Origin of the sequence: Pontibacillus chungwhensis (assembly GCF_030166655.1) — a bacterium.
Lineage (GTDB): Bacteria > Bacillota > Bacilli > Bacillales > BH030062 > Pontibacillus.
The window spans coordinates 3,350,919-3,376,387 of sequence record NZ_CP126446.1 but is presented as its reverse complement, the minus strand read 5'-3'; the positions used below and the strand labels follow the sequence as shown (position 1 = coordinate 3,376,387).

The following is a 25,469-nucleotide window of genomic DNA, read 5'->3' as shown; positions in this document are numbered from 1 at the left end:
CTCTATTGGCAGTTACCTGTCTTATGTTCATGAAGCTTAAACCCATATAAGAGCCAAGGGTCTTGTGTTTCAAAAGCATCGATTGAAAACGTATCTGCAGCTTCTTTCGAAACATCTATCCAAGCTCCGTAAATCTCTTCGTGTTTTGACCATTCATGAAGAATCGTTTCAAAGAGTCCTGGTTGCTGGAAGTGATCATTCCAGAAATACTTTGTATTAAGGTAGAGGTTTCCTTTTTGATCTATTTTACAGAAAAGGAAACGGGTTTGATCTTCATTTACGTAAAACGTGCCATCTTGAAGGTATTCATCTGTTAACAATGAATCATCAAATGGCAGAGGATAATAGGCTTCGTAAGGGAATGCCCCTAGCGCATTCTCTTTTAATGATTGAAGAAATTGTCGCTTTTCTTGAACGGACTCAATCGTGTCCCATACCTTCCCCTTAGTCCCTTTTACGAGTGAAGGATCTTTAAGGATGAAAGGGTGAAGAGTCGTGATGTGGGGCAGATCAAGTTTCGTTAAGGCCTTCCGCGCAGAGAAGTTATGGAGCTGAGTATTGGCGCTGATAAATTCAATTGAAGGAATCGTTCTCAGCTCTTCAATTATCGCCCGTAGAATTTCGGTTCCGTATCCTTTGCCCCGATATCGGATGTCGGTTCGTAAGCGTCCGAGCATGGCAAATTTATTAGAAAAGATCGTGTAACCTGATATGGCAATCATTTGATCCTGATCAAAAAGTCCATACATAACGTTATTTTCACGTTCAAGGAGGTTATGGAAGATGCGTACAACATAGTCATCTTCCATGCCAGTCTGCATGTTTTGTAGAGCGTTATAGTCGTCTGCTGTTAACTTTCGAAGCGTTACTAATTCTGTTTCCATAGGGTCACCCACTTCCGATGTTCATTTTTCCCAATTTAAATAGTCGCACAATGACAACTTATTTGTCTATTAGAAAGTCTGATGCGCCCATTATAATTGGAATTGAGGCCATTTTTTGATACAATATTGTTTACGCAAAATGAGGAGGATATACGCTTATGCCTAAAGGTAAAGGAAATGCAATCGCACAAAATAAAAAAGCCAGTCATGATTTCTTTATAGAGGATACATTCGAAGCCGGCATTGTTCTGAAAGGGACGGAGATTAAGTCTATTCGAGCTGGCAGAGTGAATATGAAAGACAGCTTCGCACGTGTGAATAAGGGGGAAGTGTTCCTTCATAATATGCATATCTCTCCTTATGAACAGGGAAATCAGTTTAACCACGAACCTACAAGAATGCGGAAGCTTCTTCTTCATCGTAAAGAGATCAACCGCTTAATTGGTGAAACACAACAGCAAGGGTATTCCTTAGTTCCATTAAAAATGTATATAAAAAATGGAGTTGCAAAAGTTTTGCTTGGTCTTGGTAAGGGTAAGAAGAAATATGATAAGCGTGAAGACTTGAAACGTAAACAAGCAAAACGCGATATTGACCGCGCGATAAAAAATAGCGGATATTAACTTACAAAAGATACCAATTCATATCCGTTGCTAAAATCGCATTTTATGTTATACTAAGTATTGTCGTTGAAACGATACGGCATATAAATGGTGAGCCATTCAGAGCTCATCTTCCGTTAAAGGAACCATTTACATGGGGACGTTACGGATTCGACAGGGATAGGTCGTGCTCTAGTAGCGGGCCGATTGGCGACTCGTAAAGCGCCATGCCAATAATAACTGGCAAAGAAAACAATTTCTCTCTAGCAGCTGCATAAGCTGATCTAGAGGATCCTTCCTGCCATCGCCCATGTGGTAGATTGAAGGGTCTCAAACTTAAGTGGGCTACGCGTTCATTCGCCACCTTAGGATGAACGAAGAGACCAATAAGGTTAGCTGCAAGGAAGCCTGTCAGTAGGTCGAATTGTTAGCGAAATATAATATGCTGACTACGCTCGTAGAAGCTATTGTAACGATATCTCTGGACGTGGGTTCGACTCCCACCGTCTCCACCAATACATAATTGGTGGTTTTTTTATGTCTTATAATTTGGTTATGTCGTTTATTGGAATGAAATTCTTCGCAATCGAATAAATGTTAAGGTCCAGCACAAGTTTTCCATTTAGGAAGCTTGTGCTTTTTTGTGTTTGTAAGAACATCTCTTTTACTACCAATAAGGGATTTATCGAAAAGGGGAACGATCAATTTAGGGACAGTCCTCTTCCCGGAAAGCGCGCAAAGGTGAAAGTCTCAATATATTCCTTTAAAATGGAGGTAGGAAAAAAATCGGGATTTTATACTTATATCCTATAGGTATCTTCCAAAGGGAGGCTAAACATGACGAACGTCAGCGATAAGGGAACATTATCAACAGAACAAAGAGAGCAACTACTCGGTGTATTGCAAGAACGCTTCGAAAAGAATATGAACCGCCATAGTGAACTGAGCTGGAGTGAAGTTCAAGCAAAACTTGAAGCTCATCATGACAAGTTATGGGTGATCCATGAGATGGAGAGGACGGGCGGTGAACCAGATGTTGTCGGCTATGATCATGACCAACAAGTGTACGTTTTCTTTGATTGTTCACTGGAGAGTCCTAAGGGTCGAAGAAGTGTTTGTTATGATCGTCAAGCATTGGAATCGAGAAAGAAACATAAGCCTGAAACCAGTGCGATGGAATTGGCAGCTTCTATAGGGATTGAAATTTTAGACGAAGAACAATATCGGGCCTTACAGGAGCTTGGAGATTTTGACAAGAAGACTTCAAGCTGGATTAGAACACCTGATGATATAAGAGACCGCGGTGGCGCGTTATTTTGTGATTTTCGTTATGGGCATGTGTTCGTTTACCATAACGGAGCTGAGTCTTATTATGCTTCTAGGGGCTTCAGGGGAGTAGTAAAGGTTTAAGCTTAAATAGAGTCTATTTTAAAACGAAACATTGACACCATGGTCATTCTTCTATAAGATACTAACATAATAAGGATACATTCATGGAAGAGAAGAGTAGGCTGTTGATTTCGTCTTTAGAGAGTCACTGGGTGGTGGAAAGTGATGACGAATAATAGTTGAAGATCATCTCTGAGAAATTCTGCTGAAACGTAAGAGTAGGCAGAATCGGTTACAAGCCGTTATGTTGAAACAAAGTGTCACGCTTTTTTGGCGTGAAATTTGGGTGGTACCACGGATAGATCCGTCCCTGTTTATGACAGGGGCGGATTTTTTTGTTTAGGTAAAAAATCAGGTAGTCATAAATTGAAAGAGGTGTAGATATGCGGAGTGTAAACACGAAGGAAGTGGCAGTTGAGCGCGAGAATCGCGTGAAGCATTATTGGAACACAAAAAATGTGTTCAGACGATCTATGGAAGAACGAGCTGGCGCTGAGACGTTTGTCTTTTATGAAGGGCCGCCTACTGCGAATGGATTGCCTCATGCGGGACACGTTCTAGGTCGTGTGATTAAGGACTTTGTGGGACGCTATAAAACGATGCAGGGCTATCAGGTTCTCCGTAAAGGGGGATGGGACACACATGGACTTCCAGTTGAACTCGAAGTGGAGAAGCAGCTTGGGATCTCAGGTAAACAAGAGATCGAAGAATATGGTGTAGAGAAATTTATTGAGAAATGTAAGGAAAGTGTCTTCAACTATGAGAAAGAGTGGCGGGAGTTTACAGAATCCATTGGGTACTGGCTCGATATGGATGATCCGTATGTCACGCTACAGGACCGTTATATTGAGAGCGTTTGGTACATTTTGAGTGACCTTCATAAGCGGAACTTGCTTTCGAAGGGCCATAGGGTGACTCCGTATTGTCCGAGTTGCCAAACTACGTTAAGTTCTCACGAAGTGGCTCAAGGGTATGAAGATGTGAAAGATTTATCTGCTACCGCTAAGTTCAAAATAAAAGGAACTGATCATGAATTCTTCCTTGGATGGACTACCACTCCTTGGACATTACCAGCCAATGTAGCTTTAGCCGTCTCTAAAGATTTGGATTATGTAAAAGTCCGAAGCGGAGAAGAAATTTATATTGTGGCAGAAGCGCTAGCTGAGAAACATTTTGGTGAAGATTATGAAGTAGTTTCTACCCATAAAGGTAGCGAATTTAATGGAATGGAATACATAGCTCCTTTCCCATTCGTGAAACCTGAGCGTGGTCATTTTGTAGTGGAAGCTGATTTCGTTAATGCCGAAAGCGGAACGGGAATTGTTCACATCGCTCCTGCTTATGGTGAAGATGACTATAATCTCGTTAAAGAACATAACCTTTCGTTCTTTAATGTTGTAGATGGTCAGGGGCGTTATACCTCCGATATTCCTCCATTCGAAGGACGTTTTGTGAAAGATTGTGATGTTGATATTGTGAAATACCTGGCTGGAGAAGGGCTTCTTTTCCATAAGGAGAAATATGAGCACAGCTATCCTCATTGTTGGCGTTGTGATTCTCCGTTGCTGTACTACGCAATCGAGAGTTGGTTCATTAAAACAACGGAATTGAAAGATAAATTCCTAGAGAACAATCAAACGGTTGAGTGGTACCCAAATCACATTAAGGATGGACGATTTGGTAATTTCCTTGAGAATATGGTGGACTGGAATATTGGACGTAACCGTTTCTGGGGAACTCCTCTCCCGATTTGGATGTGTCAAGACTGTGATCATCAGTATGCTCCAAGCAGTAAGAAAGATCTGCAGGATAAAGCCATTGGTGATATTGGGGATGTTGAGCTTCATAAACCTTATGTCGACCGTGTAGAGGTGAAATGTGAGAAGTGTGAGGGAACGATGAAGCGTGTTCCTGAAGTGATTGATGTGTGGTTTGATTCAGGTTCCATGCCATTTGCTCAGCAACATTATCCATTTGAAAATGAGGAGCAATTTGAGAAACAATTCCCGGCAGATGTGATTTGTGAAGGAATTGACCAGACGCGTGGATGGTTCTATAGTCTTCTTGCTGTATCAACGTTGTTTACAGGAAGGGCTCCGTATAAGCGTGTTCTCTCAACTGGTCATATCTTGGATGAAGAGGGACGTAAAATGTCCAAGAGTAAAGGTAACGCACTGAATCCTACTGACGTCGTCCATAAGTTTGGAGCTGACTCGTTTAGGTGGGCATTACTTGCAGATAGTGCGCCATGGAATAACAAACGTTTCTCAGAACGAGTTGTGCTTGAGGCAAAGTCTAAGGTTATTGACACCCTAGTTAACATCCATGGGTTCTACACGCTTTATGCGACGATCGATCACTACACCTATGATAAGAATGATCAAGGAGAGGCTACTCTTTTAGATCACTGGGTGCTTTCAAGGTTACAAACGGTCACGAAGGCTGTTGAGGAAGCTCTTGAGGACTATGACTTTACGAAAGCAGCTAAGCAATTGGAGAAGTATGTGGATGAAGTAAGTAACTGGTATATCCGTCGTTCCAGAGATCGTTTCTGGGAAGAAGGGATGTCAGAATCTAAAAAGGCAGCTTACCATACGCTTCATAAAGTACTGAGCCAGTTAAGTCAGTTAATGGCGCCGTTTATACCATTCTTGGCTGAGGATATTTATGAGAACCTAACGGGTGAGAGTGTTCACTTATCCGATTTCCCTGAAGTGGATACGGCCTTACGTAACCCTAAGCTTGAAGAGGATATGGCCTCTGTTCTTCAGGTCGTTGAACTGGCAAGGGGAGTTCGGAACACGGAAGCCATTAAGACGAAACAACCTTTAGCTGAACTTGTGGTGATTCCTGTTAATCCAGACCAGGGAGAAGCTTTAGACAAATACAGTGATATCATTCGTGACGAGATTAATGTGAAAGAAGTTGTCATTAAACAATCGTCTATGGAATTTGTTCGTTATGAAGTGAAGTTGAACTTCCGTCAAGCAGGTCCTGTACTAGGGAAAAACGTCGGAAGCGTGAAGAAATACCTCGAATCCCTTACGGATGAACAAGCAGCTAAGGTCGTTGAAGACGGTAAAGTCCTTGTGCCTGTAGGTGAGGAAGAGGTTGAGGTACCTATTGACCTTCTTAACGTTGAGCGCGTAGCTGATGCAGGACTTTCTATGGCATCTAATCAAGATTTCCACGTCTTATTAGATACGGCAATCACTGAAGAGCTTCGACTTGAAGGACTTGCTCGAGAAGTCATTCGCGCGATTCAGGATGAGCGGAAGCAACTTGATCTTCCTATTGAGCTGCGAGTGAATCTTTCTCTTAATGGGGACGAAGATGTGCAGAAAGCCATTAAGGAAAACGAAGAGTTAATTCGTGAAAATGTACTTGTAAAGAACTTAACGCTTGGAGAAGTTGATGAGATGAAAGAGGTTACTCTTGGAGATCATCAGCTTAAACTGGCACTAGAGAAGTAATACGGTTTCCATAATAAAGACCCTCTCCTTTTGTTAGGAGAGGGTCTTTTCCATTTAACTGAAAAAACGCTTCATCTTAGCCAAAGTATTCCCTGATGAAGTGCTGGTTTCATGGAAAGCAACGTGGCCATCTGGACGGATGAAAAGCGTATGACCTTTGCGCATGCCTACGTGCTTTTGGAGATCATGATGAACATCATAAATAATAGGAAGTTCATGGTCAGGATTTGATGAAACCGTCCCTCCCCTTGCTACTAGATAAACGGTGACTAGATCTTGATACGTTTCTTTGACCTTTGAAGCGAAGTCATAGGCATAATCAATAACGGCTTCGTCTTGCGCGTCGTCAATGTAGATTAGGCACAGATGACCATGTCTTCGTATGAAAGGATACAATCGTTCATCTGTTGTTCCATCAAAGAAGAGTAAATAGTCCGGGACCCGGTCCCCAGCTTGCAGGGCCTTTTTAGAAAGAGAAGGGTCTCTTAAGGAACGATTTTGCGTAGTTTTATCATAATCGTTATAAACATGAGACATGTGATTCGCTACTCTTTGTTGGACCCAGTTTTGGGTTAACGCCCATTTTCCGGCCCAATTTCGAATCTTGCCTATCGTTCCTTCTAATAAGACAACTCTAAGCATAGCGGACGTTTCCCACAGAACATCCTTTCCTATAGGATACCGTTCGTGATGATAACTATTTAAAAAGGAGTCATGGGCATGCCCCTCAAGGACTGCTCTAATTTTCCAACCCAAATTTACCGCGTCCTGAAGGCCTAGGTTCATTCCTTGCCCTCCGATAGGGTTGTGGATATGAGCGGCATCTCCAACAAAGAAGATTCTTTCCTTTCGATAAGTAGTGACTTGTCTATGAGCTGTCCCGAAATAGGTGAGCCATTTTGGATTTTCGACTTGTAGCGGTTCAGGTAAGATCGTGTCCAGGCTCTCTTGGAGGTCATGTAATGAAAGGTGGTCTTGCCGGGGCTCACCCTGTTTGGAGCGGTCCAGTCCTACCACCCTGTAACTACCGTCTTTATAGGGAAAGAAAGCAGCTGCGCCCCTGTCATTTAAGAATACATTTATATAGATATCGTTAAAGGCAGGAACATCTACATCCCCGAGGAAGAAGGTGAAGCCGTCGTCTTGTCCTTCGAACTCAACATCGAGCACTTCACGAACTTTACTATGTGCCCCGTCGCAAGCCATGAGGTACTTTGCGTGGTATTCGCGAGTTTCTCCATTATGTTCTGCTTTCACATAAACGCCATCTGAATGTTGGGTGACTTCAATGACCTCATGTTCTCTCTTAATTGACTTCCCTGACCGGTTTAGGTGCTTTTCCAGAATTTCTTCGGTTTCACTTTGAGGGATAATCAGAATGTAAGGGTAGCGGCTTTGTATATGATAGAGTTCTTCCACGGAGGGAGTTGTATCTCCAAGATGTAGCTTCGTCCCAGGGCCAGGGTACCCTCGTTCTAAGAAAGGTTTGTGGACGTTTAATAGTTCGAACATTTCAAGTGTGCGAGCTTGGATACCTAAAGCTTTTGAAAGAGTTGAAGGCTCAGACCTTTTCTCTAAACAGATCCAATCCACGCCTTCTTTCTCTAACGCGTTTGCTGCCATTAGTCCCGCTGGTCCAGCTCCGATGATCAGAACATCTGTATGCGTAATAGAAGTCATGAAAGTTTCTCCTTTCGTGAGAAGGTTATATAGTATAGTCTACCCGTTTGACAGAAGAAAAGTTACATACAATGGGCTCTGAAAAAGGAAGAGCTTTTAGATATCCAAAATAAAATCCTCAACCCTATCGCAGGATGAGGATTTTATTAACTGCTCAATAGGACTAATTCAAAGCATTTTTCGATCGTTTGGCTTCAGGAGGGCGATGTGTCACAAACTCCAAAAACGCTTCAGCTGCTAATGTAAAATGATGTTTCTTGTAAATAGCGTACAAGGAGCGTTTCAGATTAAGTTCTGGGAGATATAGTTGTTCAAGTGTACCAAGTCTTAGTTCTTTCTCAACAGCTGCTTTTGAAATAATGGATATCCCCATGCCGGATTCGACCGCAGATTTAATGGATTCTGTTGATTCGAGTTCCATCACAACTTGTAGTTTTGAGGGATTAAGTTGGTTCTGGCGTAGCGATTCTTCTATAACTTGCCTTGTCCCAGACCCCACCTCTCTTGAAATAAAAGGGAGGGAGAACAGCTCATTCGTTGAAAGAGAAGAACCAGAATAATAATTGGGTTTTGAAATGACGATTAATTCATCGCTTTGAAAAGCCTTTTGCAGAAATTCAGGATAAGCAATCATTGATTCGATGAAACCGATGTGCAATTCCCCGCCATTTAATTTGTCTATGATTTGCTCTGAATTATAGATCTTAAGGGTTATGTTAATTTGAGGATAGGCTTGTTGAAAGGCCCCAAACATGTAGGGGAGGATATGCTCACCAATAGTTAAACTAGCTCCTATAACCAGATTTCCATGTACGCTTCCTGAAAGGTGCTGAATGTCCCGTTTGATGTCATTCACTTGATTTAAGATGCTCTCAGCGGATTTGAATAACAACTCTCCCGCCGGAGTTAAGTAGACTTGTTTGGTCGTCCGCTTGAATAATTCGGTTTCAAGAGAATCCTCTAATTGGCGCACATGCAAACTTACGCTAGGTTGTGACATATGAAGGCTTTTTGCCGTTTCAGAAAAGTTCTTTTTTAAAGCGGCGGTGTAAAAAACTTTTAAATGCGAAAAATTCAATAAGACCCTCCCCCTTCTAGAACCTGTTTCCATAACCATTCGCTCTTACCTTAAAAAAACCTCCTTAAAATTACAAAGTGAAATAAGTAAGGATGGATAAGAGGACAGAAGTTATGAGCATAGCTATCAAAGGGCGTAAAGCTCTCGTTCTAATAGATTTGAAACTTACATTAAGTCCTAAACCAACCATGGCCATTGTCAAAATAAAAGTAGTAGCGTTGCCGATGAATGCAATCACTTTTTCACTAAGAGTGATATATTCTCCTACAATAAAGCTCCCAAACAAACTCATTCCAATAAAACCGATTAAAAACCACGGGAAGGGAACGTTTGAGTCTTCGCTAGATTGACTTGAACCCTTTTTCTTCATCCAAAACATTAGTAAGAAGCATAAAGGGACAAGAAGAAAAACTCTCCCTAGTTTAGATAATAAGGCCATAGCTAATCCTTCTTCACCGGCAGGAGCTCCTGCCAATGCAACGTGGGCGATTTCATGAAGACTGATCCCTGCCCATACCCCGTAGTCTGTCATGCTGATAGGCAACAAGGGGCGGACGAGTGTGTAAAGAATAGCGAAGATCGTTCCTGCAAGGGCGATCATCCCAACTCCAATCGCAGTATCTTCCTCTTTGGATTTTATAATGGGCGAAACAGCAGCAATGGCAGCTGCTCCACAAACCCCTGTACCTACTCCTAATAATAAAGCGACAGTCATGTCTGCTTTTATCCATTTCGCAATAAGCAAGGTAAGTGCAATGGCAAATACAATGGTAGCTGTTCCTCTTAACAATAAAGGCAAGCCTTCGCTCATGATGACGCCAATATTCAACTTTAATCCGTATAAAATGATTGCTAGCCTTAGGAGTTTCTTAGCTGAAAATTCAATCCCAACTCGTAAATGTTCGGGGTAATCCCATATTTGCCTACATGCTATAGCTATAAGAATTGAGCAAGCGAGGGGGCCAACAAGAGAGAACCCTCGTAGTTCGGATAAACCATAACCCAGGACGGCGATAAAGAACGTAAACAGAACCCCTCCAAGCATTGATGTTGAAAATAAGCCTTTTTTAGGTAGTGCATGAACGGCCGTAGTCTTTTGTGTGGCGTGTTCCATTAATGAGTTCCTCCTTATAATATTTTAAGCGCTTACAATTACATTAGCATAGAATTTAGCTGTCACTTATACAGATTCTATATGTCACTTATAGAGGAGAATGATAACCGTACACTCAAATACACCCGTTTGATCAGGTGACAAAGAAACAAAATCAGAAACTATTGAATAATTAGAAAATTAATGGTTTAATAAGTGTAATTGGTTGGGTCACTAAACCATTATGAATATAAGAGGGGGATGGGTATGAGGGTTTTAGTTAGTGAAGTAATTTGGCAGGAGGGAATAGATGAATTAAAGGACCAGGGGTTTGAGGTTGTGTACGATGAGGAGCTTTGGACTGATCGGGAACGCTTGGTAAGGTCTGTTAAAGAATTTGATGGTTTAATTGTTCGAAACCAAACGAAAGTAGATGAAGAATTACTTCAGTCAGGAGAGAAGTTGAAGGTAATCGGAAGACTGGGAGTCGGGCTTGATAATATAAATATAAAAGCAGCGAAAGAAAAGGGCATAGATGTGGTATTCGCTAAAAACGCCAATGCAACATCAGTGGCCGAATATGTGATGAGTGCAATACTTAGTTCTAACCGATCCCTTTTTACAGCCTCGCAGGATGTTTTAAAAGGTACATGGGATAGAAGAAGGCATACAGGTGGAGAAATATATGAGAAAACAATAGGGCTGATCGGTCTTGGTGAAATAGCCCACCGTGTGGCTAAAAGGGCGAAAGTATTTGGTATGGATGTAGTGGGGTATGACCCTTTCATTACAGAGTATGAACATATTGTTGCCGAGACCGGAGTCAATGTTAAGAATTCCTTAGAAGAAGTTCTTGCTATTTCTGATTTTGTTTCTATTCATGTTCCATTAAATCCGTCGACTACCTATCTTTTAAATTCAAAAACCCTAAAAGAAATGAAACCGAATGCTTTCCTTATTAATACGTCAAGGGGTGGTATAGTCGATGAAGAAGCTTTAGCAAAAGCCTTACGGGAAAAGCATATCGGAGGGGCTTTTTTGGATGTGCTTGAAAAAGAGCCCATTGATTCAGAGCATCCTTTATTGTTACAGCCAGATGCCATCATTACCCCGCATATTGCAGGCCTCACGAATGAATCACAAGTTAGGACATCAGTGTTAGTTGCTAAAGAAGTATCTAAAATATTAAAGGGTAGTCCTTCCTTGTGTGTCGTATAATTTAAATAGGGAGAGATACACATGGAACCAGTGGAGTTTAAGAGAAAAGGAATTTCCGAACAAGTAGCAGACCATATAAAAAAAAGGATTATGAATAAAGAATATCAACCTGGCGATAAAATTCCAGGGGAGAGAGAAATGGCTACCCAATTAGAAGTAAGTAGAAATACAGTACGGGAAGCGTATAAGATATTAGAAGCTTATGGATACTTGGTCATTAAACACGGTACAGGAATATTTATTGCAGCAGAAGACGAACAAATTAGAAAGATGACTTCTTTTTTCTTTGTGTCAGAAGACCATATAAAAGACTTGTTTGCTATTCGCAATATTTTAGAAATCAATGCGGTCGAATGGGCTGTTAACCGTGCTAGTGAAGAGCAAATGAGTCAACTGGAGAGAATAGTAGAAAGGGCGGAATCAGTTATAACGGAAGAGACAGACTATGATGAGCTGTCTAATCTTGATCATGAATTTCATTTAAATTTAGCTACTATTTCAGATAATATCGTTTTGGTAAGGGTCATGCACAACTTAATAGATCTGTTGCATGAGACTCGTTTTCAGTCGAATAAGATTGAAGGCCGCGCCCGTAAGTCAGTTAAAGAGCATCGGGAAATCGTTCAAGCGATGAAAGATAAGGATCCATCAAAGGCTCGGGACAAGATGAAATACCATTTAGAAAGTGTGGAGAACTCAATTACAAGTCATTTAACCGAAGAGGAGAGGTAAGATGCGAATATTTTCTTCTGAAAGGCTTCACATGTTCTCGAGACAAGTATTATCAGAACTTGGCGTAAGAGAAGATCACGGCGATGTCGTAGCTGAGGCACTCGTTCGAGCAAATTTAGAGGGCGTGGATAGTCATGGTGTTAGTCGCTTGTCTGTTTATTGTAAACGTCTCAAGGATGGACGGATTAAAGCTTCACCATCCATAAGAGCTGATCAGAGCGGTGCTTCTGTCTTGATGGTGGACGGTGACAATGGACTTGGTCATGTGGTGAGTTATGAAGGGCTTCACAGAGGAATGGAGATGGCGAAAGAAACTGGGCTAGCCGGTGTTGCTATTAAAAATAGTAACCATTTCGGAACGGCCTCCTTCTATTGCCAGAAAGCAATTGAAGAGGGGCTAGCAGCCATTGCCTTTACAAATTCTCCTCCTGGGATTGCACCTTGGGGAGGTAGGGCCGCTTTTTTTGGGACAAATCCAATTGGTTTTGGATTTCCGACAGGGAATGAATCCCCTATTGTGATCGATTTATCTACTAGTGTGGTAGCTCGAGGGAAGATTATCTTGGCAAACAAGGAGCATGAGGAAATTCCTGAGGGATGGGCGGTTAATGAGTTGGGTGAGAATACCACGGACCCTGCAGAAGCGCTAAAAGGAGCGGTCTTACCCCTCGGTGGAGCTAAGGGGTCTGCTTTGGCTCTTGCTGTTGAAGTTTTAACGGGTGTTCTTTCCGGAGCAGCCTTTGGACCGAACGTAAACAGTATGTATAATAACTCAAATGAGCAACCCTCTAATATCGGACACTTCTTTATCTTGATGGACATAGAAAAATTTATGACTCTTGAAACATTTGAAGAAACGATTAATGAATTGCTTCTAGAAATGAAAGCTACACCGAAGGCCCCGGGGGTAGAGGATATTCGATACCCTGGAGAAAGAAGGAGAAAAGAGTACTTAAAAAGGTCTCTGGAAGGAATCCCCTTATCTGAGGATGTAATCGAAGAGTTAACGAGTCTTGGAAAGGAATTTGGGGTTTCTTTTCCGGATGAACTTAAGTGTATTCAATAAAAGGAGCATTAGCTCCTTTTTTAGTTTCGTATATGCCAACAGAAAAAAGCTGCCTTCTCTTATGGGAGAAGACAGCTTTTTTCTGTGTTTTTAAGCACTTCTGTATAATTTCGTCATAACAAATTCACGATGACCGAGCGCTTCAGCACTTGTGAGTCGGCCGTTTACAGTACGATAAAGATAGTCCATTAGGCTATCACCTGCGTCGGTTAAAGACAGCTCTCTAGTTAATAGTCCTTTAACGTCGACGTCAATATGTTCACTCATAGTCCCCGCTGTATAAGGGTTGGCTGTTACTTTAATGACCGGCTCAATGGGATTCCCAATAATATTCCCTTGTCCAGTTGGGAAGAAATGAACGACTGCACCAGCTGCAGCCATAAGGGTGATACACTCCGCAGCGGCTGAAGATGTATCCATAAAGTAAAGGCCAGCCCCATTAGATGGCGCTTCTGCAGGGTCTAAGACGCCAACTACTTCTTTTGTACCGGTTTTGGCAATGTTCCCAAGCGCTTTTTCCTCGATGGTTGATAGACCACCAGCAATATTCCCTTGAGTGGGTTGAGAACCAAGAAGGTCAACACCTTTTGATTCAATTTCTCCCACATAGTCATTGTAAACCGCCATAAATTTCTCTTTAAGTTCAGGAGTTGCCATGCGATCTGCTATTAAATGCTCTCCACCTGTTAACTCTGATGTCTCTCCGAAGAATACGGTCGCTCCTGCGTCCACAAGTCGATCAACGGCTTGGGATACAGTTGGGCATGATCCCATCCCTGTTGTTGTATCAGATTCACCACATTTAATACTTACCGTTAAATCACTTAGCTCGATTGGTTCACGTTGCAATTCGGATGCCCACTGCACGTATTCTTTCGCTTTCCAAGAAGCGTTCTTCACCGTTTCGAGATCGCCATTTCCTTCGATAGAGAAGTAAGAAACTGGCTTCCCTGTCTCAGCTATTCCTTCGGCAATCTTTTTTGACCAATTTTCTTCAATACCAATCACGACAACAGCAGCTACATTCGGATTTGCCCCAACCCCAATCATTGTACGGAAATGAAGATCTAGATCTTCACCGTATTGAAGTCTTCCATATGCGTGCGGAAGGGCTAACGTACCTTTGACATTATTCGCAACGGCTTCGCAAGCTGCGTTTGAGATATCATCCACAGGTAAAAGAATGACATGATTTCTAATTCCGACTTTCCCGTTTTCTCTTCTGTAACCGTATAAGGGTTGATTCATCTTACCACCTCGCCGTTTTCATATTATGAGTGTGTACATAATCGCCTACTTGCCAATCAGTAGTTGTAAGACCGATGGGCACTCCATATTTGACGACTTCTTCTCCAGTAGATAATGGTTGTAGGGCTATTTTGTGCCCTAAAGGGATGGTACCTTTTGAAGTGACTTCTACTGTTGAGTCATCCTCCATGTAAACGCCGATTACTTTTTCCCCTTCTTGGATTTCGTTTGTGGCTACACCTACGTGATCCCCTTTATGGTGGATTAGAAATTTGTGAGTTTGTACATGTTGACTGGATGATTCTTTTTCGCTCGTTGCAACTCCAGAATTATAACTTTTCCCCATGATTTCAGCTCCTTAAAAGTAAGTAAAAGGAAATATCCTTATTGTTGGTTAGGTGACCCAACCAATTTATGATTCAATTAAATTAAACCACCAATACTATGAAAAATCAATAAGTTATCTGATTTTTTTTAAAATTCAACATTTTTAACTAAAGACTGATTTTTTTCTTCATTAATAGTCATTACATTTCCTCATATATATAGTTTTTTAATAACTTGTATTACAAAAATGTATACAGATAATTGTTAGATAATATTGAATAATCTAACAACTAGTGGTTTAATAAACGTTAATGAATGGTTGAGCCACTGAAAAGTAATTTGTAAGCGATTACATCGCACCGCTCATCGTTTGGTCTTGTAGTAAGTATTCAGATGCAATAGTCGAAGGGGATTTAAAAAGGGGAGGTAATATAAATGAAAGTCAACGTACTGAGTTTAATGATGGTTTTAATGGTAACTATTTTGATTACAGGGTGCAGTGCAGGTTCCGCGGTTTCTAAGTATCCATCTAAACAAATTACCTATAGTATTCCTTTCAATCCTGGTGGACAATCAGACATTGAAGCAAGAAGACAACAGCCAATGCTTGAGGAGATATTAGATCAAAAAGTAGTTATTACGTATAAGGATGGGGGCGGAGGTGCTATTGGATGGTCAGAACTAGTCGGGAAGCGTCCAGATGGTTATTTCATAACAGGGATTAACATACCTCATATCGTGTTACAACCTCTAGCAAGGGATAGTGCTGGTTACGAAACTGAGGAAATTAATCCTGTAGCGATTTTCCAAGCCACACCAATCGCGCTCGCCGTTTCAAAAGATAGTAGTATTGAAAGCTTAAGTGACTTTATAGATCAAGCGAAAAAAAATCCTGGAGGGCTAACGGTGGCAGGTTCCGGAACGTATTCGGGGCATCATATCACTCTTATGCAATTGCAGGACTTGGCTGATTTTAAAGCTGAATATGTTCCTTTCAGCGGGGCTGCACCATCCATTCAAGCATTTTTAGGTGGGAATACGGATGCTGTCTTAGTTAATTCAAGTGATTTAGTGAAATACCAAGATGACATGAAAGTGTTAGGGATTGGATCTGAAGGTACATTTGAACCAATGCCAGATATCCCTACATTTAAAGACCTTGGCTATAACATGACTGCTTCGATTGATCGTGGAGTAGCGGTTCCACCAAAGACGGATGAGGAGATCATTAAAAAATTAGAAGATGCATTTCTCGAAATTGCCAATGATGAAAAGGTGAAGAAAGAAATGATTAAAGAAGGATTTATCCCAAAATCCATGGGTGCTGATGAATCTCAAGAGTATATCAATCAAAAAGTAGAAGAAATGAAACCTTTAGTAGAGAAATATAGTGAATAATCATAAGAGAAAGGGGGGGCATGAATGTTCGAATTTCTTCCGCAAATCATAAATGCTTTGCTTCAACCAATTAATATCCTGCTTATGATTGCAGGTGTAGTAGGGGGAATCGTTGTTGGAGCTTTGCCTGGACTAACGACTACGATGGCATTAGCTTTATTGTTACCTTTTACATTCACAATGTCTGCAGAAACAGCGTTAATTACATTAGGGGGATTGTATATAGGGGGGATTTATGGAGGATGTATATCAGCTATCTTAATCAACACGCCAGGTACACCTTCTGCTATAGCAACAACCTTTGATGGGTATCCGTTAACCAAGAAGGGTATGGCGGAAAAAGCCCTCAAAACAGCAGCCATTAGTTCGGGGATCGGCGGGGTGCTTGGTGGTATCGCTTTATTATTTCTGACAGGCCCTCTTGCAACTTTGGCATTACGTTTTGGCCCTCCGGAGTACTTTTGGATCGCTATTTTGGGTCTTACTATGATAGCTACCCTTTCAAGTGGCTCCCTATTAAAAGGCTTAATAGGGGGTGGAATAGGGTTGATGCTTAGTACAATTGGTCTTGCACCAGTTGGAGGAGAGGCACGATATTCATTTGGGTTTGCCCCACTACAAGCAGGTTTGGAACTGATTGTAGTGCTTATCGCCTTTTTTTGTTTGCCTGAAGTAATCGGAATGGTTGAAAAGGCGGTCTCAAAAAAAGCGAGTGAAGGAAATGAAAATCACCAATCTAGTATGAAATCTATGTTTCTATATATTATAAAGCGCCCCATTCTAGTTTTACGTTCTTCTATTATCGGTTTTTTTACTGGGATTATCCCCGGTGCAGGAGGGAATGTAGCAGCTCTCCTTTCTTATGATTCTGCTGTTCGTTTCTCAAAGAACAAAAATGAGTTTGGGAAAGGAAACGTAGATGGGGTAGTGGCTTCTGAATCCTCCAATAATTCAGAAGTTGGCGGATCTCTTGTACCTCTGCTCGCTCTAGGGATTCCCGGAGCTCCCCCTGCGGCTATTATGTTGGGGGCGCTTATGATCCAAGGTATTAGACCTGGGCCTAATCTTTTTGTAGAACACGGAGCTCTTATTTACACTTTTTTAATATCTTTTATCATTGCTAACGTTGTTATGTTATTTTCTGGAATTATTGGAGCGCGCTATATTGGGAAGGTATTAAATTTGCCTACATTTTATCTTGCACCAAGCATTCTGTTTCTAACAATTATTGGAGCATATGCTATACGAAATAACGTACTAGATGTATTTTTTATGCTTGGCTTTGGTATACTCGCTTACTATTTAAAGAAGGTTGGTTTTAACCCTGCTCCAATTGTACTTGGTTTAATTTTGGGGCCTATTGCTGAAGAGGGGCTAGCCCAATCAATCATGATTGGTGGTGCGCAAGGAAACATTTGGGGGATGTTCTTTGGACGTCCGATTTCCTTAATCTTAATCATTATGTGTATAATTTCGTTATTATCTCCTTTATATAGCTATTTTAAAGGAACAAAGGACCAAAATGAATCTGATAGCAGGAAGGAGAGTCGAAATGAGGCGATTTAATAAAGAGACAGTTATAGCCTCTGTACTGGTGTTCATCTTTTCATATGCTTATTATGAAGCAAGGCAGCTAAGTGAAATGAGTGGTATCTTTCCTGAAGTGATAAGTTTGATCTCCTTAATACTAAGTATTTTATACCTTGTTAAGAGTTTCTGGATACCAGTGACAAATCGACCATTTGAAGGGGTGGATAAGGAGAAGATCTATGCAGTCATAGGCGGAATGGTCCTCTACGGGATTGGATTATGGTATGTAGGCTTCCTTATTACCAGCCTGTTTATTGTGACAATGCTAGTCTTTCTATTGCAAGATGAGGGGTCAAAGAAACAAAAGTGGGTAAAGGCAGGGACTAGTTCAACACTTATATGTGGAGGGTTTTATTTGCTCTTTCGCTTTGTGTTTTTGGTACCTTTGCCTAATGGACAAATTTTTTATAATTTATTTGGAATATAATACGAAAAGCACTCATACCTCAAAGGATGAGTGCTTTTTTATATTCACGGTAAGTTAGCTTATTGGAAAACCTTAAGAATTCTCATTAAAGTTTAAAAAGTTTACAATGAAGAAAGGAGCATATTTTATATACGAACGACAAAGGAGCAGATAGTATGAACTCAATTGCCTCTGCCATTGTGAAAGCAAATAAAGGTTTGCTTTTCTTTTGGTTAGCTATTGTTATTGTGTTTGGTTATTTTGCATTAGACCTTCCATCAAAGCTTGAGGGGGATGGCTTCCGTACGGCTGGGGAGTATGAAGAGGTGGAGGAGACGCTGAATGAACAGTTTGGCTTCCCGAAATCTTCTATTCTTCTCTTATTTGAGGAAGAAGGAAGTGCGTTTCAGGAAACAATCCAAGGTGTTCTTGATGAGGCGCAGGATATCCCTGCTATTTCGTCCGTCACTTCTCCATTAAAGGATGAGACCATGATGGAAGAGGATACTGCCTATGCCTCTTTAAATATGGATGAAGATCCTGAAGATATGAAGAAGGTCATTGAAGACGTACGTTCTATTGCAGATGAATACAAGGGTGTTTCTGTTACTGGAGCGCCAGTTATATCTGAAGACATTAATAAAGCGAGTCAGGAAGATTTAAAAACAGCTGAACTAATTGGTCTTCCAGTGGCTTTACTTGTTTTACTTTTGGCGTTTGGTAGTGTAGTAGCTTCCATTGTACCGGTTATCGTAGGTGGTATGACGGTCGTAATAGCATTTGGTGTTCTAACTGTGCTTGGAGATAGTGTGAATTTATCTGTCTTCCTTCTCAATGTTGTGCCCATGATCGGTCTAGCTTTAAGTATAGATTTTGCGTTGTTATTTATTAACCGCTACCGTGAAGAACTACTAGATAACGAGCCTGCTGCCGCTATACGCACAACAATTCTGACAGCAGGACGATCGATTCTCTTCTCAGCGATGTGTGTGTTCATTGGACTTGGTGCGATGATGGTTATCCAGATTGATATCTTTCAAACGATTGCTCTTGGTGGAATGGTCGTTGTGCTGATTGCTGTGTTGACGGCCCTTACGCTGTTGCCCTCCATCTTATTCTTATTAGGGCACCATATAAATAAGTGGAAAGTGATTCGGGTGGATCAGTCTTCTGTAGGGCGTTGGCGTACGTTTGCTCGTTGGGTGATGAAGAGACCAATTCTTATTACACTTGTTGCTTTGGCCATTCTTATCGTAGGGATCGTTCCATTAAAGAATATGAACCTTTCGATCCCGACGATTGAGTCCCTACCTGAAAGCTATGAATCAAGAGCAGCCTATGAAGATATTGAAGATACTTTCCTGTCGCCTGATCAAAGTCAAGTTTATATAGTGGCTGAACGCGACGGGGATTGGCTAAGTCAAGAAGGATTAGAAGACTGGAAGACTCTAGAGGAAGAGGCTAGTGGGGAAGATCTTGTAGATTCTGTAGCTACTTTATTTAAAGTAAGTGAAATAGATTCAAGTGAGGAGTTATATCAAGCTCTTCAACAAGAACAAACAAAAGAGCAGCTTCAGCCTGCTATTGATCGTTTTGTGAAAGGGGATCAACTCTTACTTCCGGTAACAATCGATGCTAAAGCTGATGCTGACAAAGCTCAAGCGTTAATGAGAGATTGGATTGATCAAGATTGGGCGGTCGATGTTAGTATAGGAGGTCAACCGAAGTTCAACCAGGAAATTTATGACGAGATTTACGACAAAGTAGGAATCAGTATTGCGATTATTCTTATCTCTACCTTTACGATATTAATGCTTGCCTTTAAGTCCATTTTGATTCCACTTAAGGCGATTTTAATGAATATTGTCGGGCTGACGTCTACATTTGGAATTCTCGTTCTCCTGTTCCAAAATGGTTTGTTTGGATTAGAGGAAACTGATATTGCGCTCGTCCTGCCTGTCCTTGTCTTTAGTCTTGTGTTTGGATTAAGCATGGATTACGAAGTCTTTCTTATTTCGCGAATTCATGAATTTTACCAAGAGACAAAAGACAATCATCATTCCACAGTGGAAGGGCTCGCTAATACGAGTAAGATTATTACCTCAGCTGCCCTCATTATGATTGTGATCACAGGAGCCTTCGCGTTTACAAACGTAATGCCAGTGAAACAAATCGGTATAGGAATTGCCATAGCCATCTTTATTGATGCGACCATCATCCGGCTACTCCTTGTGCCGAGTCTGATGAAGCTATTGGGTGATTTAAACTGGTGGTTTCCCTTTCAGAAAAAGCAACGGTCGAAGGTAAAAGATAATTCCCATTCAGGGTAAAAAAAGCACAAGTCCTTTAAAGGACTTGTGCTTTTTATGGATTTATTCAGTACTCGAAGAAGAGTGAATGTTTCTGTAGCTTTAGGCTGAGTGCAAGGTGGAGCGGAAACCTGACATATCTGGACTCTAGAAACTGTTTAACCCTTCCTGACAAGGAAATGGGGTAACCCCCGAGCAACCCTCAAGCACTCATCAAGGCCCCGTGGATCGGAAAAAGGAGTGTTTCTGTTTAACGAGGGTATGATAAGAAAGCAAACCTTTTGAAATGAAGAACTTTTATTTCTAAGCATTTAGATTTATCTTTCCGATCGGAGTTGGTACACTAACTAATGCTCTAGAAAGAGATTTGGAAAAAACAAGTCTTTGACATAGAGAATAAAATCTTATAAGTTATAAACATCAAAGCCGATTAAAATGATAGGAATAATTATAAATAAAAAAGGAGGCATACAAATGGGTCGTTTATTTCGTGGTTATATTAATACTTCACTCATTGTGAAGATTACGATTGCACTTATATTAGGTATTATTACCGGCCTTGTCTTTGGAGAGGGTACGTCTGTTCTTTCTCCATTAGGCGACTTATTAATGCGTTTATTACAATTCATCATCATCCCGCTTATTTTCTTTACATTAATTGTGGGTGTTAACCAGACCAAGTTAGGTAACCTTGGGCGCATGGGAGGGAAGATGTTCCTTTACTATGCTGTTACCTCTGCTTTGGCGATCGTGGTTGGGCTTCTGGTAGCTAATCTATTTGAACCGGGTTCTGGTATTACTGTTGAGACATCAGAAACGGTGGAAGCAAATGATTATCCTGGTGTGGCCAGCGTGCTCTTAAACATTATTCCAAGTAATATCGTAACAGCCTTTTCTGAGATGAATTTATTAGGTATTATCTTTACCTCTTTAGTATTTGGTATTGCGATTTCTGCTATTCGGAATTCTGATGAACATGGAGAACTAGGGGAGCATGTTTATAAGCTCTTTAACGGATTAAATGAAGCTACCTTTAAAGTGATGAACGTGATTCTTCAAATTATTCCAATAGGGATCTTTGCTATTATTGCTCAAACCGTTGGAAATCAAGGAATAAACACGATTCTTGAACTTGGAAACATGGTGCTTGTCCTTTATGTGGCTATTCTTGTTCAGATTGTGCTTTATACGATTCTGATGATTACGTTTAAAATGAGTCCACGGGAATTCTTCTCCCAAGCGAGAACGCCTATGATTACGGCGTTTGTTACACAGAGTAGCTCAGGAACATTACCTGTGACGCTAAATGCAGCGAATCGCTTAGGGTTATCAAAGAGTCTGTACGGATTTAGTCTGCCACTTGGAGCAACGATGAACATGGACGGAGCAGCGATTCGTATTGCTGTATCCGCCGTGTTTGCGGCAAACTACACAGATACGACTCTTGGTTTTACAGGAATGCTTATGATTGTAATTGTTGGTACATTGGCTTCAATCGGCACAGCAGGTGTGCCTGGCGCCGGCATCGTCATGATCGCTACAGTATTTACTCAAGTTGGGTTACCAATGGAAGCTGTTGCGGTTCTAACGTCTATTGATGTTCTTGTTGGAATGGGTGCGACTGCACTGAACGTAACTGGCGACTTAGTTGGAACATCCATTGTTAACCAATCAGAGAAAAAGCATCAAACCGAAGCATCTGCGTAAAAGAAAAAACGAGGCTCTCGATATCGAGAGCCTCGTTTTTTTATGATTGTCTTTCTAACGGGAGAGTCATGCAGCGTATCCCGCCTCCTCCTTTTTCGAGTTCGTCAACTTCTACCTCAATGAGCTTTTTCTTCTTTAATTTTGGATGATTACGAATGATCTTTTTATTGGCCTTCGTACTGATTAAAAGTGTTTCAGGGTCTAGGTTTAAGAAATTAATATCAGCTACGGTGTGCTTAATGTCATTCGTCCATTCCACCTCAAATCCATGTCTGAATAAGAATTCTTCCATCATTAGATAACGGTCATGTGTTTCTGTAAGGATGCGAACCGGTAAATATCTCATATAACTTTTGGCAATCAATACATCTGCTGCGGCTACATTTGCATTCATATCCATGTGCAATGTGTCAGGGCGGCGTGGTAAGTCAATCACACCAATTTCAGAGAATCCAGCTTGAAAGATCTGGTCTTTCATTCTTTCCACTGCTTCATAACTTGATCGAAGACCGGTATTCAAAAAGACCGCATCTTTGTTTAGGACCATAACATCACCAAACTCTAATGCATTTCCGTTATTATTTGCTGTGACTTTAAAGCGCTCAGGCCCAAACCAATCGAGAAATAGAAAGTGAGATTGTATATATTCAGGGCGACGCATGGAGGTCCCCGGTTCGCCTGGGACAAGTGTATTCCCAAAGACACAGGCCAAATCACGAGTAAAGACACGATTAATTAATTGGTGGCTTAGGTGTGCATCTTGTCTTGATAAATGTTTGGAATAGTCAATAACGTGAATCCCGTGTTCCTTCATAGCATCCACCATGTTATGAAAGTGTTCTTGAGCTTTCTTTTGACTTACGGGTTTCTCCCACTGCACGTCAGTAGCCGTTTGAGCGTCAGGGACATCTAAGGTTGACGGGGAACAAACGAGTACAGACTTCAGTTGATCGTACTCATTCCAACAGTTGAGTGATATGTTCATAATAAACCTCCAAATGTTGATTTTGCTCCTTACTATTGCCCGAATTAGCGAATCCATTCCTTCGTTACATAATCCCAATGGTTTATCAAACACTAATACGACTAACGGTTTGGGAGGAGGAGGCAGATGTCAGAAAAGGATAAAGAAGGTCATTTATCGTGGTGGCAAATGTCCCTCATTGGTATTGGGTGTATTATTGGAACAGGGTATTTCCTTGGAGCGAGTATTAGTATCCAAAAAGCAGGATGGTCTGTTTTAATAGCATATTTATTAGCAGGGATGGGGACATGGATTGTGTTTAATTGTTTAGCTAAAATGACGGCTCATCATCCGGAGAAAGGGTCTTTTCGTACATATGCCAAGCAGGCCTATGGAAATTGGGCAGGGTTTAGTAATGGATGGGTCTACTGGTCGTCTGAAATGCTTATTATGGGGAGTCAGTTAACGGCCCTTGGAATCTTTGCTCAATTCTGGTTTCCATCGGTTCCCCTATGGGTTTTTTCAGCCGTCTTTTCTGGGATCGGACTTTTTGTCATTCTTCTTGGAGTAGAAAAGGTAGAAAAAATGGAGAATCTGTTTGGTGTTATGAAAGCAGCTGCGATCATTATGTTTATTCTAATAGCTGGTGCAGCATTGGTTGGTTTCATTGATATAACAGAGGAGATAAATGGGGGAGAAAAGAGGGCTCAATGGTTTGCCAATGGACCTAAAGGGCTATGGATCGCTTTGTTATATGCCTTCTATGCATTTGGAGGAATAGAGGTGATGGGGCTTATGGCAAGAGAGCTGAAGGAGCCGAAAGAAGCCCCGAAATCAGGACAGATTATGCTGGTTGCCTTAACGACTCTATATGTCCTTTCAATCTTTCTCGTGCTGAAACTGACTCCACTTGCTTCTATAAATGGAGATGAAAGTCCATTTTTAACAGCGCTAGCTCAATACAACATTCCTTTTGTAGCCCATTTGTTTACTGCTGTTCTTATCATTGCCGGTTTCTCTACTATGGTAGCTTCTTTATATGCAGTCACAACGATGCTTGTCACGTTAGCTGAAGAGGGTGATGCGCCAAAACGCTTTGCTAAAGAAGGGAAGTGGCGTGTCCCAATCCCTGCCTTTCTTTTGGTGACGTTCTTTGTGGTCATATCCATCATTATTGCCTTGTTGTTACCGGAGAAGCTGTTTGAGTACATCACAACAGCAGCAGGGTTAATGCTTCTTTACACATGGGTATTTATTTTATTTTCTTATAAGAAGCTGATGGGAGAGGGAAGGAAGGATCGTTTGTTGTTTATGGGTTCTCTTCTTTTAATCTTCTTTGCTATAACCGGTACCTTTTGGGATGATGTCAGCCGAAAAGGATTCTTTGTAAGCTTACTATTCCTTTTGGTGATCGCCGGTGCTACTTGGATTAGAAGCAAAAAGGGTAAAAGGCAGAACAGTCTTACTCCACCCGGAAATGGGGATGAATGAGATCCATCCCCTCGGGAGGTTAAGAACGTAAACTTTTCCATTTACTCTTCATTCTCATAAAGGGACATTTCGATAGAGTTGAATCATCATCATGCAGGAAATACTGTTTCCATTCGTAATTCTCTTCCTGCCCATACCACATGAGGCTTGGATGGGCTTTTATTCCATCATAATCCACAAGACGTTTTCGGATCACTTTTTTAAGCTTCTGTCCTAAAGAAGTAGAAGCATTAATTTCATCAAAGACCCACCTAGGTTGAAAGGCGATTAAGAAATTTGAGGAGTACCGGCTTTTTCTCGAGACATGGGCTGGTGTAGCACAAAAAGCAAAATAGGGCTCGCCATCAAAACAGAACTCCCATGAAGGGTCATGGGGGTCTTGTGGAATGTGTTCTGGCCAAGGTGCATCGTCAAGCTGATGGACAACGCTTAGCACCTTCCAGAAACATTGTTCATACTCATAAACAGATGTATGGGTCTCTAGAAGTTCCCTTGTATCACACAGTAACACTAAAGATGCATACATCCCTGTGTCCCGTGATATCGTTCCGTATTCTTTAAGGAGTGACGCAATGACTCTGGCCGCATCTTCATCTTTTGGAGAAGGACAAAATCCAAATCGAAGCATGTCTCCAACAAACCCTTGTTTACCTGGGACGCAAGGGTAAGGATGTTCCGTGCTCAGCATCATAGAGGTGAAGTCATGATAAGCCTCCCGTTGCCATTCCTCTAATTCTGTAAACTGTTCTTCAATCAAACTCTTGGTATACAAACTCACTTCTGTTAACAACCTCTCCTAAAGGATTTACACGGT

The 25,469-nt window shown here is 41.3% G+C and carries 20 protein-coding genes, 1 other RNA gene and 1 other annotated feature; of the genes, 13 read left to right on the top strand and 8 right to left on the bottom strand.

The features are described 5' to 3' along the window. Positions 1 to 2: 2 nt before the first annotated feature. Entirely contained in the window at positions 3 to 884 is an 882-nt protein-coding gene (locus tag QNI29_RS17470) for a GNAT family N-acetyltransferase (RefSeq protein WP_231418971.1), read from the bottom strand. Between the two features lie 158 nt (positions 885 to 1,042). On the opposite strand from QNI29_RS17470, the gene smpB reads away from it, so the two are divergent. The 4 genes from smpB to ileS all read left to right on the top strand — a co-directional run bounded on the left by smpB (position 1,043) and on the right by ileS (position 6,348). Further along, the gene (gene smpB, locus QNI29_RS17465; RefSeq protein ID WP_231418970.1) at positions 1,043 to 1,507 is read left to right on the top strand and encodes an SsrA-binding protein SmpB; all 465 of its coding nucleotides are present in this window, start codon (positions 1,043 to 1,045) and stop codon (positions 1,505 to 1,507) included. Between the two features lie 135 nt (positions 1,508 to 1,642). Beyond that, positions 1,643 to 2,001: a transfer-messenger RNA gene (gene ssrA, locus QNI29_RS17460) on the top strand. Between the two features lie 322 nt (positions 2,002 to 2,323). Continuing rightward, positions 2,324 to 2,896 carry a DUF4256 domain-containing protein gene (locus tag QNI29_RS17455; protein WP_231418969.1) on the top strand — a complete coding sequence of 191 codons (573 nt, stop codon included), beginning with the start codon at positions 2,324 to 2,326 and terminating at the stop codon, positions 2,894 to 2,896. A gap of 75 nt (positions 2,897 to 2,971) precedes the next feature. Next, positions 2,972 to 3,190: a binding site (T-box leader), on the top strand. 68 nt (positions 3,191 to 3,258) lie between these two features. Next, complete coding sequence (ileS, locus tag QNI29_RS17450; RefSeq protein ID WP_231418968.1) at positions 3,259 to 6,348, top strand: isoleucine--tRNA ligase; 3,090 nt, start codon at positions 3,259 to 3,261, stop codon at positions 6,346 to 6,348. A gap of 54 nt (positions 6,349 to 6,402) precedes the next feature. On the opposite strand, the gene QNI29_RS17445 is transcribed toward ileS, so the two are convergent. The 3 genes from QNI29_RS17445 to QNI29_RS17435 form a co-directional block, all read right to left on the bottom strand. Next, positions 6,403 to 8,028, bottom strand: coding sequence for an FAD-dependent monooxygenase (locus tag QNI29_RS17445; protein ID WP_231418967.1), 1,626 nt, complete (start codon positions 8,026 to 8,028; stop codon positions 6,403 to 6,405). 163 nt (positions 8,029 to 8,191) lie between these two features. Continuing rightward, a complete protein-coding gene (locus QNI29_RS17440) occupies positions 8,192 to 9,139 on the bottom strand; it encodes a selenium metabolism-associated LysR family transcriptional regulator (RefSeq protein ID WP_231418966.1) in 948 nt (315 codons plus the stop codon). Between the two features lie 37 nt (positions 9,140 to 9,176). Continuing rightward, positions 9,177 to 10,151 carry a YeiH family protein gene (locus QNI29_RS17435; RefSeq protein ID WP_231419052.1) on the bottom strand — a complete coding sequence of 325 codons (975 nt, stop codon included), beginning with the start codon at positions 10,149 to 10,151 and terminating at the stop codon, positions 9,177 to 9,179. 315 nt (positions 10,152 to 10,466) lie between these two features. On the opposite strand from QNI29_RS17435, the gene QNI29_RS17430 reads away from it, so the two are divergent. The 3 genes from QNI29_RS17430 to QNI29_RS17420 are packed head-to-tail and all read left to right on the top strand — an operon-like array spanning position 10,467 to position 13,215. After that, a complete protein-coding gene (locus tag QNI29_RS17430; protein ID WP_231418965.1) occupies positions 10,467 to 11,417 on the top strand; it encodes a hydroxyacid dehydrogenase in 951 nt (316 codons plus the stop codon). A 21-nt stretch (positions 11,418 to 11,438) separates the two neighbouring features. Continuing rightward, positions 11,439 to 12,149, top strand: a complete 711-nt coding sequence (locus QNI29_RS17425) for a FadR/GntR family transcriptional regulator (RefSeq protein WP_231418964.1) — start codon at positions 11,439 to 11,441, stop codon at positions 12,147 to 12,149. Position 12,150: 1 nt separating this feature from the next. Continuing rightward, complete coding sequence (locus QNI29_RS17420) at positions 12,151 to 13,215, top strand: Ldh family oxidoreductase (RefSeq protein WP_231418963.1); 1,065 nt, start codon at positions 12,151 to 12,153, stop codon at positions 13,213 to 13,215. Positions 13,216 to 13,305: 90 nt separating this feature from the next. On the opposite strand, the gene QNI29_RS17415 is transcribed toward QNI29_RS17420, so the two are convergent. Both QNI29_RS17415 and QNI29_RS17410 read right to left on the bottom strand, forming a co-directional pair. Continuing rightward, positions 13,306 to 14,463: a UxaA family hydrolase gene (locus QNI29_RS17415; RefSeq protein ID WP_231418962.1), complete on the bottom strand. Its 1,158-nt coding sequence runs from the start codon at positions 14,461 to 14,463 to the stop codon at positions 13,306 to 13,308. A 1-nt stretch (position 14,464) separates the two neighbouring features. Continuing rightward, entirely contained in the window at positions 14,465 to 14,809 is a 345-nt protein-coding gene (locus QNI29_RS17410; RefSeq protein WP_231418961.1) for a UxaA family hydrolase, read from the bottom strand. Positions 14,810 to 15,225: 416 nt separating this feature from the next. Between QNI29_RS17410 and QNI29_RS17405 the strand changes: the two genes are divergently transcribed. The 5 genes from QNI29_RS17405 to QNI29_RS17385 all read left to right on the top strand — a co-directional run bounded on the left by QNI29_RS17405 (position 15,226) and on the right by QNI29_RS17385 (position 22,200). After that, the gene (locus QNI29_RS17405) at positions 15,226 to 16,188 is read left to right on the top strand and encodes a tripartite tricarboxylate transporter substrate binding protein (protein ID WP_231418960.1); all 963 of its coding nucleotides are present in this window, start codon (positions 15,226 to 15,228) and stop codon (positions 16,186 to 16,188) included. Between the two features lie 24 nt (positions 16,189 to 16,212). Next, entirely contained in the window at positions 16,213 to 17,754 is a 1,542-nt protein-coding gene (locus QNI29_RS17400) for a tripartite tricarboxylate transporter permease (RefSeq protein ID WP_231418959.1), read from the top strand. After that, on the top strand, positions 17,741 to 18,205 hold the full coding sequence (locus tag QNI29_RS17395) for a tripartite tricarboxylate transporter TctB family protein (RefSeq protein ID WP_231418958.1): 465 nt from the start codon (positions 17,741 to 17,743) through the stop codon (positions 18,203 to 18,205). Before QNI29_RS17400 ends, QNI29_RS17395 begins: the two co-directional genes overlap by 14 nt. Positions 18,206 to 18,360: 155 nt before the next feature. Continuing rightward, the gene (locus QNI29_RS17390; RefSeq protein WP_231418957.1) at positions 18,361 to 20,514 is read left to right on the top strand and encodes an MMPL family transporter; all 2,154 of its coding nucleotides are present in this window, start codon (positions 18,361 to 18,363) and stop codon (positions 20,512 to 20,514) included. Positions 20,515 to 20,967: 453 nt separating this feature from the next. Beyond that, on the top strand, positions 20,968 to 22,200 hold the full coding sequence (locus tag QNI29_RS17385; protein WP_231418956.1) for a dicarboxylate/amino acid:cation symporter: 1,233 nt from the start codon (positions 20,968 to 20,970) through the stop codon (positions 22,198 to 22,200). Positions 22,201 to 22,240: 40 nt separating this feature from the next. On the opposite strand, the gene QNI29_RS17380 is transcribed toward QNI29_RS17385, so the two are convergent. Further along, entirely contained in the window at positions 22,241 to 23,185 is a 945-nt protein-coding gene (locus QNI29_RS17380; protein WP_231418955.1) for an arginine deiminase family protein, read from the bottom strand. Between the two features lie 126 nt (positions 23,186 to 23,311). On the opposite strand from QNI29_RS17380, the gene QNI29_RS17375 reads away from it, so the two are divergent. Continuing rightward, positions 23,312 to 24,655 (top strand): amino acid permease, encoded by a 1,344-nt coding sequence (locus QNI29_RS17375; RefSeq protein ID WP_231418954.1) that lies wholly within the window; start codon positions 23,312 to 23,314, stop codon positions 24,653 to 24,655. A gap of 19 nt (positions 24,656 to 24,674) precedes the next feature. On the opposite strand, the gene QNI29_RS17370 is transcribed toward QNI29_RS17375, so the two are convergent. After that, complete coding sequence (locus QNI29_RS17370) at positions 24,675 to 25,433, bottom strand: YqcI/YcgG family protein (RefSeq protein ID WP_231418953.1); 759 nt, start codon at positions 25,431 to 25,433, stop codon at positions 24,675 to 24,677. Between the last annotated feature and the right edge of the window lie 36 nt (positions 25,434 to 25,469).

Coding starts and splice junctions, on each gene's coding strand:
- QNI29_RS17470 (WP_231418971.1), bottom strand. CDS start 884: ATGGAAACAGAATTAGTAACGCTTCGAAAGTTAACAGCAGACGACTAT.
- smpB (WP_231418970.1), top strand. CDS start 1,043: ATGCCTAAAGGTAAAGGAAATGCAATCGCACAAAATAAAAAAGCCAGT.
- QNI29_RS17455 (WP_231418969.1), top strand. CDS start 2,324: ATGACGAACGTCAGCGATAAGGGAACATTATCAACAGAACAAAGAGAG.
- ileS (WP_231418968.1), top strand. CDS start 3,259: ATGCGGAGTGTAAACACGAAGGAAGTGGCAGTTGAGCGCGAGAATCGC.
- QNI29_RS17445 (WP_231418967.1), bottom strand. CDS start 8,028: ATGACTTCTATTACGCATACAGATGTTCTGATCATCGGAGCTGGACCA.
- QNI29_RS17440 (WP_231418966.1), bottom strand. CDS start 9,139: ATGGAAACAGGTTCTAGAAGGGGGAGGGTCTTATTGAATTTTTCGCAT.
- QNI29_RS17435 (WP_231419052.1), bottom strand. CDS start 10,151: ATGCTTGGAGGGGTTCTGTTTACGTTCTTTATCGCCGTCCTGGGTTAT.
- QNI29_RS17430 (WP_231418965.1), top strand. CDS start 10,467: ATGAGGGTTTTAGTTAGTGAAGTAATTTGGCAGGAGGGAATAGATGAA.
- QNI29_RS17425 (WP_231418964.1), top strand. CDS start 11,439: ATGGAACCAGTGGAGTTTAAGAGAAAAGGAATTTCCGAACAAGTAGCA.
- QNI29_RS17420 (WP_231418963.1), top strand. CDS start 12,151: ATGCGAATATTTTCTTCTGAAAGGCTTCACATGTTCTCGAGACAAGTA.
- QNI29_RS17415 (WP_231418962.1), bottom strand. CDS start 14,463: ATGAATCAACCCTTATACGGTTACAGAAGAGAAAACGGGAAAGTCGGA.
- QNI29_RS17410 (WP_231418961.1), bottom strand. CDS start 14,809: ATGGGGAAAAGTTATAATTCTGGAGTTGCAACGAGCGAAAAAGAATCA.
- QNI29_RS17405 (WP_231418960.1), top strand. CDS start 15,226: ATGAAAGTCAACGTACTGAGTTTAATGATGGTTTTAATGGTAACTATT.
- QNI29_RS17400 (WP_231418959.1), top strand. CDS start 16,213: ATGTTCGAATTTCTTCCGCAAATCATAAATGCTTTGCTTCAACCAATT.
- QNI29_RS17395 (WP_231418958.1), top strand. CDS start 17,741: ATGAGGCGATTTAATAAAGAGACAGTTATAGCCTCTGTACTGGTGTTC.
- QNI29_RS17390 (WP_231418957.1), top strand. CDS start 18,361: ATGAACTCAATTGCCTCTGCCATTGTGAAAGCAAATAAAGGTTTGCTT.
- QNI29_RS17385 (WP_231418956.1), top strand. CDS start 20,968: ATGGGTCGTTTATTTCGTGGTTATATTAATACTTCACTCATTGTGAAG.
- QNI29_RS17380 (WP_231418955.1), bottom strand. CDS start 23,185: ATGAACATATCACTCAACTGTTGGAATGAGTACGATCAACTGAAGTCT.
- QNI29_RS17375 (WP_231418954.1), top strand. CDS start 23,312: ATGTCAGAAAAGGATAAAGAAGGTCATTTATCGTGGTGGCAAATGTCC.